The organism is Clostridium sp., assembly GCF_050717545.1.
Taxonomy (GTDB): Bacteria; Bacillota; Clostridia; order Clostridiales; family Clostridiaceae; genus Clostridium_AD.
Window position 1 is genome coordinate 57,860 of record NZ_JBOITN010000038.1, and the last position, 12,954, is coordinate 70,813.

Consider the following 12,954-nt stretch of genomic DNA (forward strand, 5'->3'; position numbering starts at 1 on the left):
CCCAGTTGAAAAAACATATTTTAGTTATAGCGCAGTATTTCTACCCTGAACAATTTCGAATAAATGATATTTGTACGCAGTGGGTAAAAAGGGGATACAGGGTAACAGTTATAACTGGAATACCCAATTACCCCCAGGGTAAGTATTACAAAGGATATGGACTCTTTAGCAGACGCATGGAAATGTACAATGGTATAAAGGTAATAAGAATACCACTCATTCCTAGAGGGAAGAGTTCAATAATGCTTGCCTTAAACTATTTATCCTTTGTAGTAAGTGGACTATTTTGGAATATATTTACCAAAGTAAAAGCAGACTATGTATTCATATTTGAGGTATCCCCTATGACGCAAGCTTTACCTGGTGTGTGGTATGCTAAAAAAAGAAAGATCCCATGTTATTTATATGTTCAAGATCTTTGGCCGCAGAATGTAGAAATAATTACAGGCATAACAAATAAACATATTATCGGCGCTATAGGCAAGATGGTTGATTATATATATGCAAATTGCTCAAAAATATTTACTACATCAAATAGCTTTGTTTCGTCAATTGAAAGTCGTGGTGTTCCAATAGAGAATATAGAGTACTGGCCACAATACGCAGAGGATTTTTATAAGCCACTGAATAAAATGTGTGGATATAATAATAGTGAACATAAAATTACAATTAAAGAGATTCCAAATGATAAAAGATTTAATATTATTTTTGCTGGCAACATCGGTCTTGCGCAAGGCCTTGATATATTACCAAAAGCTTCATCATTTATAAAACAGAAAAATTTAAATAGAGAGATTCGTTTTAACATTGTGGGAGATGGCAGGTATAAAGAAATGTTAATAAAAATTGTTAATGACAGCGGGCTTGCTGATATGTTTAATTTCATTGAAAAGCAACCGGCAACTAGAATTCCGGAGTTTATGGCAGCCAGCGATGCCGCTTTTCTATGCTTATCAGGAGGTCCACTTTTTTCTATGACTATTCCAGCAAAACTTCAGTCATATATGGCTTGCGGCATACCAATTTTAGCTTCAGCCAGTGGTGAGACTGATAAAATAATAAAACAATCCAATTCTGGTCTTTGTAGCCCAGCTGGAGATCCAAGTAAACTCTCAGATATAATAGTAGAGTTATCAAACCAGTCATCCCAGAGACTATCAGAACTTGGAACAAATGCAAGAAATTATTACGATGATAATTTTAATAAAGAAGAACTTTTAAATAGGATGGATAAGTATTTTCTAGTATAATATATTTTTAAAATATAACAATTAAATAGTTATATCAAATAATTTAATAATAATATCTTAACAATTAAATAATAGTAAGAAATAATAATATGAAATTAAAGGAGATACACAGTGTTTAAAGATAAAACATTACTTATAACAGGTGGTACAGGCTCTTTTGGAAACGCGGTAACAAAGAGATTTCTAGATACAGATATCGGAGAAATTCGTATATTTTCAAGAGATGAGAAGAAACAAGATGATATGAGAAAATTATATAAAAATGATAAAATCAAATTTTACATAGGTGATGTCCGAGATATATCTAGTGTAAAAAATGCTATGAATGGAGTGGATTATATATTTCACGCAGCAGCTTTAAAACAAGTTCCATCATGTGAATTTTTCCCTCTTGAAGCGGTAAAAACTAACGTAATAGGAACAGACAATGTACTTACAGCAGCAATTGACTATGGAGTTAAAAAGGTTATATGTCTTTCTACTGACAAGGCAGCATATCCAATAAACGCTATGGGTATTTCTAAAGCTATGATGGAAAAAGTATTTGTAGCTAAGTCAAAAACTGTACCTCCTGGTAAAACTGTTATTTGTGGCACTAGATATGGAAATGTTATGGCGTCACGTGGTTCTGTAATTCCACTATTTATTGAGCAGATAAGAAAGGGGGGACCGCTAACTGTAACAGACCCAAACATGACAAGGTTTCTTATGAGTTTAGACGAAGCTGTTGAACTTGTATTATTTGCTTTTGAGAATGCGCAGGCTGGAGACATAATGGTTCAAAAATCTGATTCGTCAACAATACGTGATTTAGCACAAGCAGTAAAGGAATTATTTAAGGTAGATAATGAAGTCAAAATAATAGGTACTCGTCATGGTGAAAAGTTATACGAAACACTTCTTACAAAAGAGGAATATGTAGTGGCCATTGATATGGGAGGATTTTATAGAGTTCCAGCAGACAAAAGAGACCTTAATTATGATAAATATTTTGTTCAAGGGAATATTAAACTTTCCACGGAAAATGAATATAACTCACATAATACTAACATCCTTAATGTAGAGCAGATTAAAGCAAAACTACTTAAACTTGATTATATACAAGAAGAATTGAAAAATGTTATGAAATAACATAAAATTAAATAATATAAATAATATAAAAATAGATGAAAGGGGAATATATTATGAAGATACTTGTTACAGGAGCAAAAGGATTTGTAGGGAAAAACCTTATAGCAGAGCTTAAAAATAAGGACTATACTGATATATTAGAATTTGATAAAGATACTGATAAAGCGCTCCTTGGGCAGTATGCTAAAGAATGTGAATTTGTTTTTCATCTTGCAGGGGTTAATCGCCCAAAGGAGAAGCAAGAATTTATGGAAGGTAACTTTGGTTTTACATCAGAGCTACTTGGCCTTCTTAAGAAAAATAATAATAAAGCTCCAGTGCTTATAACCTCATCTATTCAGGCCTCAAAAAATAATGCTTACGGAGTTAGTAAAAAAGCAAGCGAGGATTTACTATTTAAATATAGTATGGAAACAGGCGCTAAAGTATTGGTTTATAGACTAGCTAATTTGTTTGGTAAGTGGAGTAGACCTAATTACAATACTGTAGTAGCAACATTTTGTAATAATGTTGCAAGTGGTAATGATATAACGATATCTAATCCTGATGTTAATTTAAAGTTATGCTATATTGATGATGTGTTAGATGAGTTTATGAGGGCGCTTTCAGGAAATGAATCTAAAAAGGACGGATACTGCTTTGTACCAATAGCGCATAGTATTAAAGTTGGGGAGCTGGCACAAAGAATAAATAGTTTTAGAAAATCCAGAACTGACCTTAGTATACCTAATATGGAAGATGAGCTTACTAAAAAGCTATATAGCACTTATCTAAGCTTTTTGCCTGTAGATAAATTTTCTTATGAGCTTAAGATGAATAAGGACAATCGGGGTTCTTTTACTGAGTTTATTAGAACAAATGGGAGTGGACAAGTTTCCATAAATGTATCCAAACCAGGAATAACTAAAGGGAATCATTGGCATAATACTAAGAATGAGAAGTTTATGGTTGTTAGTGGAGAGGGGCTTATTAGGTTTAGAAACATAAATGTGGAACATATAAATTCAGATGAGATAATTGAATATAAAGTTAATGCAGAAAAATTAGAAGTAGTAGACATTCCTATTGGATACACTCATTCAATTACGAATATTGGGCAAAGTGATTTGGTGACAGTAATGTGGGTTAATGAATGTTTTGATCCAGAAAAGCCTGACACATTTTATTTGGAGGTATAAAGTTTATGAAAAAGCTTAAGGTAATGACAATCCTTGGAACTAGGCCTGAGATAATAAGGCTATCCGAAGTTATAAAAGCCTGTGATACTTATTTTGATCATGTGCTAGTGCATACAGGTCAAAATTGGGATTATTCACTTAATGATGTTTTCTTTAAAGAATTAGAACTTAGGGAGCCAAACCATTTCTTAGGGGTTGTAGGTAAAGATCTTGGTGAAACTATGGGTAATATAATAGATAAAAGTTACAAAATATTAGAAAGCGAAAAACCAGATGCATTAGTAATACTTGGCGACACAAACAGTTGCCTAAGCGTTATAGCTGCTAAAAGATTAAAGATTCCAATATTTCATATGGAAGCAGGCAACAGATGTTTTGATCAAAATGTACCAGAAGAGATAAACAGAAAAATAGTTGACGTTACATCGGATGTTAATATGGCATATACAGAACATGCAAGAAGGTATTTATTATCAGAAGGGTTACGCAGGGAATATACTTTTGTTACTGGATCACCCCTTCCAGAGGTTTTTCATAAATATATGGATAAAATAGATGAAAGTCATGTATTAGAAACATTAGGACTTGAGAAGGGTAAATATATTTTGGTTAGTGCGCATCGCGAAGAAAATATTGATAATGAAGAAAACTTTAAAAGCATAACGAATGCATTAAATGTTATAGCTGAGAATTATGATATGCCAGTTATATATTCAACTCATCCAAGAAGCTGGAAGCGAATCCAGGAAAAAGGCATTAAGTTTCACAAAAATATAAGGCAACTTAAACCATTTGGTTTTTATGATTACAATAAACTTCAAAAGGAATCATTTTGCGTTTTATCTGATAGTGGTTCACTTGCAGAAGAAACTAACATTATGGAGTTTTCAGGAGTTTCAATAAGAACAAGCACTGAAAGACCAGAAGCAATTGACAAAGGCTCAGTAATACTTGGCGGAATAACTGTTGATAGCATAACTCAGGCTATTGAAATGATAACTAAGCAAAAAGCATTAGGTGAGAAAACTGTTAAGGCTTTTGATTATACAGATATTAATGTTGCGGTGAAGGTTGTTAATATCATTCAAGGGTATACTAGCATCGTAAATAGGTTTATATGGAGGAAATAATAAATAAGAATAAGATGCTTAAAACTATTTTTATAAATGTAACAGCCGCTGAGTATGGAGGGGCATTAACTATACTAAAAAGTATACTAACTGATATCTCTAAAAATGATATTACTAATTTATATTATGTTTTTACGTCTATTGATTTAGATGAGTTTGAAAAGGAGAACATAAAAATCATAAATACAATAAAAGGGAAAAAGTCGCGAAAAAGATTGGATAGAATATTATGGGACTCTAATGGACTACAAAAGTGGTCAGTAGATAATAATATTTATGCTGATATAATTTTGTCGCTTCAAAATACAGGTGTTAAATATAATAAGAAAACTAGGCAAATTATTTACCTCCATCAACCATTGCCTTTTGAAACAGAGTATAAGTGGAGGCCTTGGAAGAAAGAGGAGCGAATTTATTGGCTATATAAAAATATTTACCCTTACTTTATAAAAAGATTTATGGATGAGAATACTATCTTAATAGTTCAACAAAATTGGCTTAAAAATAAGGTTATTGAAAAGTTTGATATAGATAAAAAAAATGTTAAAGTCATTCCCCCTAAGGTAAGTTTTCCAGAGGTATCGCAGCAACACAGCGACGGGAATATAAAAGCTCATGATATACAAGATAGGGATAATATAATATTATTTTACCCCGCATCGCCATATGTTTATAAAAATCATAGTATTATAATTGACAGTATTATTAAAATAAAAAATGAGAACCCAAATTTATATTCAAAGCTTCGAGTATATTTTACAGTGAGACTAGATGAACTAACAATGGAGACCTCAAAAAAAGTATCTCGGAATTCACTGGAAAATATAATTTTTTTAGGAGCAATAAAACCTTCTGAAGTTGTAGATTATTATAATAAAAGTTTGGTAGTCATATTTCCTAGTTATATTGAAACTTTTGGACTTCCGCTATTGGAGGCAGCATCATTTGGGAAAAAAATAATTTGTTCTGACACAAGTTTTTCAAGGGAAATTTTGCGCGATTATGTTGGAGTCACGTTTGTGAAATATAATGATGTCAAAATGTGGACCAACCAGATATGTAAGTTAGATACTTACATAGAAAAAAAGTATGAATATACATATAATGCACTAAAAGATTATGACTCAGTATATGAATTGTTAAAAGAATATTTCAGCTCCGCAGGAGATGATTTAATTTGAAGTTACCAGTAGACGAAGGGGCAGAAAGGAGAGAAAGGAATGGGGTTTTTGTTATCATTTAACAAACGTTTTTGGGTTGTGGAATTAGTCTGTTTATTAATAGCCTCTACTGTGATCCTAATTCCAGTGGACAAATTATCTGTAAGCATTGCCATGTCAGAGATAATTGCAATAGGATTTTTTATATATTTGTTTATATATCGTGGATTATATAAACGTAATTATTTTTTCACAAAACTTTCAAAACGAGTGTTTTGGGTTTTGTTCACGTTTGGTATATATTTTGTTATACTTTTTGGGGCGAGAGCTATTAAACATTTATCATTTGCCTTGGTAACATGGCCTATAAGATCATTAATACTGGGTTCAGTCGTTTTTTTTATAATGGATGAATATAAACCAAAGGTAAACCATCTTTTGGGTGGACTATTAGTTGTCTATTCCGCGTTAAACATAAGGGAAATAATAGAGTGTTTTAGATTCTCGGATATTCGAAAACTTATGTTTTTAGATAATATTAATATATATATGTATGTTTGTATCATGCTTATTACCTTCGCTGTATGGGCTATAAAAGAAAGCAAAGAGAAAAGATTGCCATCATGGGTTTCTGGGATTTCTTATGTAAATATAGGAATTAGTATGGTTTTTGCATTTCTTTCAGGAGGTCGATCAGGTTGGGTAGTTATGGGAGCAGTAATAGTTGTTTCATTTATGTTGTTATTCGGATTTAAATGGTATTCATGGAAGAGGATTATATTATTTATGGTTGTATGTAGTATGGTAACTATACTTTCCGCGTCAGTAAATTTCATGAAATCCCGTAGAAACGTATATAGATCATTTTCATTTATTGTAAGTAGATTGCCAGCGCTTGCTAAGCAATCACAACCTGAGGGTTCGTCGGAAGATGCCACATCATCTACTGATGCGAGTGATGCTGTGCGAAGCATATTCTGGTCAAAAGCTTGGACTGCAATAAAAAAAGACCCTATTATGGGAGCAGGTACTTTCGCTGTAGCATATAAGGGGAAAGTTCCAATTACTCAGGAAGATACCGGCAAGCAAGTAGTTGTGGAGGAGCTAGCACCAAGGCCTGCACATAATTTTATACTTGAAACTTGGATGGGATGGGGCCTTGTAGGATTAATTATGTATCTTGCAAGTTTAATTTCTGCCTGTTATTATATACTAAAGAAACTTAATAATATTCCAAAGGGTTATCGTTACTGCGCTATTCTCCCTATTGGATCGGCAGCATTTTTAAGTTTATTTCAGTCATTCATACTGCTGAATTTTCAAGCAACCTATATTATATGGTTTTGTATTGGATTCGCATCTGTGCTGGATCATTACAAAAAATGACTTAATAATTTGTTCATTATTTGAAAAATTTGAAGTATTTTCTGAAATGGATTGATGAATTATAAAATTTATAGTAAAATGTAATATATAATAAGATACTACAATGAATAATTTGTCGATAATTCGTTTTTCAGTAATTATTAAATAGCTAGTCGATAATCATTCTTATTGTAATAATTTTGAAGTTAGGAATGATAACAATGGAAAACTATAACAATGAAATATTACGCGGCAATGAAAGTAATGATAAACATAAAGATAATAAAACATTAAAAATGGACGACAGTGGAAGAGTTTTCTTTTGGGATAATCTAAAAGTTATGCTAATAGTCCTAGTTGTAGTAGGTCATTCTGTAGATTTTTATACATCTGATTCACTAATGATGAGGGATATATATATTTTTATTTACACTTTTCATATGCCTTTGTTTATCTTTGTTTCAGGATATTTTTCTAAAACAGTTGTAGAGGGAAAACATCTTAGTATAGAAAAAGTGTTTTCATTTTTAACACTATATTTTTTAATGAAATTTTGCTTTTTTATTCTAGCCAAATATATAATTGGGAATTCAGAGCTGGATTTTAAATTTTTAGTAGAAGCTGGTATTCCGTGGTATTTGTTAGCAATGAGTGTTTGGTTTTGTTTTACGTATATTCTAAAAGATATAAAACCATTATTCGTAATCGTTATTTCAGTTTTTATAGGAATTATGGCAGGATATTATAAAGTAGTATCGGTTAAAGATCTTTTTAGTTTATCAAGGATATTAGTCTTTTTCCCATATTTTATACTTGGTTATTATTTCAAGCAAGATCATCTGATTAAGATTTTAAAATGCTCTTGGTTAAAATGGGTATCCTTAATATGTATAACAGCACTATTTATAATAATTCTTTTATATGGAGAAGAAATGTATGTATTCAGAGGGTTTTTAACTGGACGTAATTCTTTTTTATCTTTAGACAGACCTCTACATGGCGGTTTTTATAGATTAATGTTTTATGGATTATCTACGATTCTATCACTGGCAATAATATATATAACTCCAAAATGTAAATTATTTATAACAAGATTTGGAACTAGGACACTTCAGGTATATTTTATACATCATTTAGTATTATCAACATATCATCACTATAAATTAAATGATTATATAATTGAAATGTTCCCTGAGCACTGGAAAATAGTTTATCTATTGCTTGCGGTTATGTTAGCTTTAGTTCTATCACTTAAAATATTTGAATATCCCTTTACAAAAATAATGAATATAAAATTTAAAAAAATACTAAGAGAGTAATATCTCCAAGTATTTTTGTTTGTTTAATGGTAATTTGGGCATAATCCTAATATAAAGATTTATTAGGAGTGTGCGATAATGAGTGAAGGTAAATTAGATATATTAAAAAACATTTCGATTTTAATACCAGCTTTTAACCCGGATAATAAACTTACTACCTTAATACGGGAACTTATAAAAGCAGGCTTTATGAATATATGTATAGTGGATGACGGAAGCGGGGAGGAGTATAAACCAATTTTTGATCAGCTGGGGCTCCAAAAGCAGTGCCGTATATTGGTTCATGCAAAGAACATGGGAAAAGGAAGAGCTCTTAAAACTGGATTTAATTATTTTCTTAGCAATTGCACTGATTGCGTTGGAATTGTTACTGCGGATGCTGATGGACAACATAGCATTGAAGATATTATAAAAGTGTCTCAGAGGTTAATAGATAATCCAGATAAATTAATATTAGGGTCTAGAAACTTTTCAACATCTAACATTCCTTTTAGAAGCAGGTTTGGAAACATAATGACTAGAAGAATGTTTGGCATTCTCGCTGGGATGCGAATTAGTGATACTCAGACTGGGCTTCGCGCTATCTCCTCAGAATTTGCACTGGATTTAATGAGTGTTAATGGAGAAAGGTTTGAATATGAAACTAATATGCTGCTTGAATGTAAAAATAAGAATATTGATATTGATGAAGTGTATATTGATACCATTTATATAGAAGAAAATAAATCATCTCATTTTGATCCAATAAAAGATTCCATAAAAATTTACGGAGTTTTCTTTAAATTTATGTCGTCATCGTTTATATCTTTTATATTAGATATATTTTTATTTACAATGGGTGCTAAGTTTTTGCAGAATATAACACCTGATTATTTCATCTTATTATCCACGATTATAGCTAGGATTATGTCATCTTTATTTAACTATAATGTAAATAAGAATGCAGTATTTAAACATAAAACTTATGATAAATTGGTGTTAGTTCGTTATTATGTCTTATGTATAACTCTAATGATTGTATCGGGACTAAGTGTATCTGCTACTTGGTTTATTTTTGGTCATTCTGTAGTTGTTATTAAAGTTATGATAGACGGCCTTTTATCCATTATGAGTTATAAAGTTCAAAAAGAATGGGTTTTCAAGAAAACATATATATCAGAGGAGATATAAAATGTATCTAATATTCATAGTTGTTTTGTTATGCTCTGGAGCTGCTATGATTTCTTTGACGTTTGACAAAAAAATAGAAGAAACACTATACTTGTGGATTTTTATAATGATTTTGATTTTATATTTGTCGGGATTAGTGGGAGTACTTAAAATGGGTGTATACATTATAATAACACTTGGGAGTATTAGTGCCATTTTCTCATGTTATTATTTATACCTAAATAGAAAAAAGTTTGCTGGAAATATTCTGACCCCAGGACTTGTAATGTTCTTGGTATTCTTTGTGGTGAATTGGTGGGCACAAAGGGGAAGAATGCTTACATCTTGGGATGAATTTTCCCATTGGGGAACTGTGGTTAAAAACATGTACATATTTGATGCTCTTGGTAATCACCCACAATCAACTACCACATTTAGGGGGTATCCACCGGCAACTGCTCTTTTTGAGTACTTATGGGTAAAACTATCTGGGAGTTTTAGCGAAGATAACTTATATAGGGCGATGAATATATTATATTTTTCTTTAGTGTTACCTATTTTTAGTAACCTAAAGTGGAGAAATTATGATAAAATAGTTATTAGATTTCTATTAATATTAGTTTTGCCTTTGGCATTCTTCCAGGACTTTTACTCTAGCATAATGGTTGATGCAATCATGGGAGTAATGATATCAAATGTACTTTTCACCTACTATGTAAACGAGATAAGCGTTTTTAAAATACTTAGTATAAGTTTAACATTATTTGTACTGACGCTTACAAAGTCTGCTGGATTTGGACTGGCTATTATTGCTATTATGGTAATAGTTTTAGATCTTTTGATAACTCAAAGAGCGAATATAAAGAGTTATATTAAGCAAGGAAATAGAGTTAACCTATTTAAAAGAATAGCATTACTGCTATGTCCAATATTGTTCACATTAATATCAAAGTATTCATGGTCCATATATCTTAAAATTACAAAAACTAATGTGGCATGGAATACGAGTAAGGTTGGTCTTGAAAATATTAAGGATTTATTTAATGGAAATGCAGAGCACTATCAAATGATAACAATAAAGAACTTTTTCAATGCTATTACAGAGCATTTTTTAACAGACTATACTTTTAAATTATCATTTATGAGTTGGATAGTAATACTACTTGCGATTTCTGTAATGATTTTAGCTTTTGTTTGTAAAGATGAGGAAAAAATTCGGTTTAAATTAGTAGTTAGTGGTATATTTATGGGGGGTGTATTATATACGGGATCACTTCTAATCCTATATGTGTTTACATACTCAGAGTATGAGGCTACTAATTTAGCATCATATTCTAGATATACAAGTACATACATATTAGGGGTTCTGATGTTTCTTACTGCCACTGCATGTTTAAAAGAAGAAGTGAATGACATTAAATATAAGCTTTCATACCCACTGATTATATTATTATTTCTGCTATTTACTATTAATTTGACTCCTGTTACAAGGAATATTGTATTGGCGCCTGCTTATGTACAAAATACTATAGTGAAACGTCAGCGTTATGAACCTATAACAAATATAAGTGGAATACTAAATTATGAAATGGACAAAGTATACATAATTTCTGTGGCAACTAATGGTTATGATTATTGGGTGAGCAGGTATAACATAACGCCTGTGAAAACTAATTTAGGCGAGGATAGTTGGAGCATTGGTAAACCTTATTATAAAAGTGATATCTGGACTCAAGATATATCTGCTAAGGATTGGGCGCTAAAGCTAAAAAATGAGTATACTTACGTGTATATATATAAAACAAATGATGCATTTAACAAAATGTATGGAGAAAATTTTAAGGGAGGGATACAATCCATAAAAAATGATACACTTTATAAGGTAAGCAAAAATAATGATGGGCCCATACTACAAAAGGTGGAATAAAACAGTTAAAACTATTATATTATTTGAAAAGAGGTGTAAAGATGCATTATGTTCGAAAGGTTTCATTTTTATCAGTATGTGTATATATTATATTATTACCTTTGATTCCAGAAGAAATCAAGTTTGAGGGGATAGCAGTTACTAATCTGGTCCTATTACTTATAGCCCTTATATATATGGTGAATTTGCTAGTCTCTAAAAAATGTAGAGATAATTTAGCTACGGGTATTGTAGATTTCTTTACTGATAAATTGAGTATATTTATGGCGGTGTTAATTTGCATAATGCTTTTATCTACTTTCTATGCCGCAGATAAGGTATTAGCATTGTCTGAGAGTGCAAGATTTATAACTAATATATTTTTGTATTTTATTATAAAATACGAGTTCAATAATAAAAAGCAAATAAATACTTTATTAAAATGCTATATATTTATTTCAGTTATTTTAAGTTCCATAGGAATAATGCAATATTTTACAGGGTTTGCACTGGATGAAACATTTAAAAGAGCTTATGACTTTGGGTCAACTGTAAGAATAACTTCCACATTTTCGAATCCCAATGCTTTTGGGGCATACCTAATACTAATTATTTTTCCGGTGATTATGTTAAGTGTCTTTGAAAAAAACAAGAGTAAAAAAATATTTTATATAATACTTTCAATATTAGTAATAACAAATATATTGATGACTTTTTCTAGAAATGCATTGTTGGGTTTTGTATTAGGATTATTGATTCTTACCCTAATTTATAGCATTAAGTTGATTTTTGCGTTAGGTGGTTTTGGTATATTGTTATTTTTCATCCCGTCTGTTGCTATAAGAATTAAAGGGGTTCTTGATTTATCCCAAAATGAATTAAGGATTAAGCTTTGGAAAACTGCTATATATATGATAAAAGACCACCCTGTGATAGGTGTTGGTAATGGAAATTTTGTTACAAGATATAATGAATATGTAAGTAAGTATAAAGAATTAAAATATTATGCATATCAGAATTATCCAAACCATAATTCGTATTTAAAAGTACAAAGTGAATTAGGAATAATAGGAATAGTTTCTTTCTTAGGTATAATAGTAACCTCACTATTTAGAATTAAAAAACTGTATACCGATACTTGTGATAAATTTCATAAAGCATTTTATATTGGTGTAATGGCAAGTTTGATTGCTTTCTTATTTATGAATTTATCAGACAATTTATTTTTTGTGCCCAAAGTAACAACTTATTTTTGGGTTTTATTAGCTACTGCAGAAGCCTTATTGTATAATCCTCAAAAGGAGTAACTAAATTCAAATGGATTATAGAATTAAAATATTGCATTTGTAATAAGAAATACTGCTTC

General features: G+C 30.8%; 10 protein-coding genes. All 10 read left to right on the top strand.

Annotation, left to right across the window (positions count from 1 at the left end; all coding sequences use genetic code 11):
- The first annotated feature begins 5 nt into the window (after window positions 1-5).
- The 10 genes from ACREVX_RS13565 to ACREVX_RS13610 all read left to right on the top strand — a co-directional run bounded on the left by ACREVX_RS13565 (window position 6) and on the right by ACREVX_RS13610 (window position 12,895).
- On the top strand, window positions 6-1,250 hold the full coding sequence (locus tag ACREVX_RS13565; protein WP_431544719.1) for a glycosyltransferase family 4 protein: 1,245 nt from the start codon (window positions 6-8) through the stop codon (window positions 1,248-1,250).
- A 111-nt stretch (window positions 1,251-1,361) separates the two neighbouring features.
- Window positions 1,362-2,381 (top strand): polysaccharide biosynthesis protein, encoded by a 1,020-nt coding sequence (locus ACREVX_RS13570; protein ID WP_431544720.1) that lies wholly within the window; start codon window positions 1,362-1,364, stop codon window positions 2,379-2,381.
- A 53-nt stretch (window positions 2,382-2,434) separates the two neighbouring features.
- Window positions 2,435-3,559 carry a polysaccharide biosynthesis C-terminal domain-containing protein gene (locus ACREVX_RS13575; protein ID WP_431544721.1) on the top strand — a complete coding sequence of 375 codons (1,125 nt, stop codon included), beginning with the start codon at window positions 2,435-2,437 and terminating at the stop codon, window positions 3,557-3,559.
- Between the two features lie 5 nt (window positions 3,560-3,564).
- Entirely contained in the window at window positions 3,565-4,689 is a 1,125-nt protein-coding gene (gene wecB / locus ACREVX_RS13580; protein ID WP_431544722.1) for a non-hydrolyzing UDP-N-acetylglucosamine 2-epimerase, read from the top strand.
- The gene (locus ACREVX_RS13585) at window positions 4,677-5,870 is read left to right on the top strand and encodes a glycosyltransferase (RefSeq protein WP_431544723.1); all 1,194 of its coding nucleotides are present in this window, start codon (window positions 4,677-4,679) and stop codon (window positions 5,868-5,870) included. The genes wecB and ACREVX_RS13585 overlap by 13 nt, the downstream gene beginning before the upstream one ends.
- A gap of 39 nt (window positions 5,871-5,909) precedes the next feature.
- On the top strand, window positions 5,910-7,235 hold the full coding sequence (locus ACREVX_RS13590; RefSeq protein ID WP_431544724.1) for an O-antigen ligase family protein: 1,326 nt from the start codon (window positions 5,910-5,912) through the stop codon (window positions 7,233-7,235).
- A gap of 200 nt (window positions 7,236-7,435) precedes the next feature.
- Window positions 7,436-8,533 carry an acyltransferase family protein gene (locus ACREVX_RS13595; RefSeq protein ID WP_431544725.1) on the top strand — a complete coding sequence of 366 codons (1,098 nt, stop codon included), beginning with the start codon at window positions 7,436-7,438 and terminating at the stop codon, window positions 8,531-8,533.
- 78 nt (window positions 8,534-8,611) lie between these two features.
- Entirely contained in the window at window positions 8,612-9,703 is a 1,092-nt protein-coding gene (locus tag ACREVX_RS13600; protein WP_431544726.1) for a glycosyltransferase, read from the top strand.
- A gap of 1 nt (window position 9,704) precedes the next feature.
- Window positions 9,705-11,609, top strand: a complete 1,905-nt coding sequence (locus ACREVX_RS13605; protein ID WP_431544727.1) for a hypothetical protein — start codon at window positions 9,705-9,707, stop codon at window positions 11,607-11,609.
- Window positions 11,610-11,650: 41 nt separating this feature from the next.
- Window positions 11,651-12,895, top strand: a complete 1,245-nt coding sequence (locus tag ACREVX_RS13610; protein WP_431544728.1) for an O-antigen ligase family protein — start codon at window positions 11,651-11,653, stop codon at window positions 12,893-12,895.
- Window positions 12,896-12,954: the final 59 nt, after the last annotated feature.

What these genes read in the sequence shown, in the direction of transcription:
- ACREVX_RS13590 (WP_431544724.1), top strand. Translation starts at nt 5,910, where the DNA reads ATGGGGTTTTTGTTATCATTTAACAAACGTTTTTGGGTTGTGGAATTA.
- ACREVX_RS13575 (WP_431544721.1), top strand. Translation starts at nt 2,435, where the DNA reads ATGAAGATACTTGTTACAGGAGCAAAAGGATTTGTAGGGAAAAACCTT.
- ACREVX_RS13600 (WP_431544726.1), top strand. Translation starts at nt 8,612, where the DNA reads ATGAGTGAAGGTAAATTAGATATATTAAAAAACATTTCGATTTTAATA.
- ACREVX_RS13585 (WP_431544723.1), top strand. Translation starts at nt 4,677, where the DNA reads ATGGAGGAAATAATAAATAAGAATAAGATGCTTAAAACTATTTTTATA.
- ACREVX_RS13610 (WP_431544728.1), top strand. Translation starts at nt 11,651, where the DNA reads ATGCATTATGTTCGAAAGGTTTCATTTTTATCAGTATGTGTATATATT.
- ACREVX_RS13595 (WP_431544725.1), top strand. Translation starts at nt 7,436, where the DNA reads ATGGAAAACTATAACAATGAAATATTACGCGGCAATGAAAGTAATGAT.
- ACREVX_RS13605 (WP_431544727.1), top strand. Translation starts at nt 9,705, where the DNA reads ATGTATCTAATATTCATAGTTGTTTTGTTATGCTCTGGAGCTGCTATG.
- wecB (WP_431544722.1), top strand. Translation starts at nt 3,565, where the DNA reads ATGAAAAAGCTTAAGGTAATGACAATCCTTGGAACTAGGCCTGAGATA.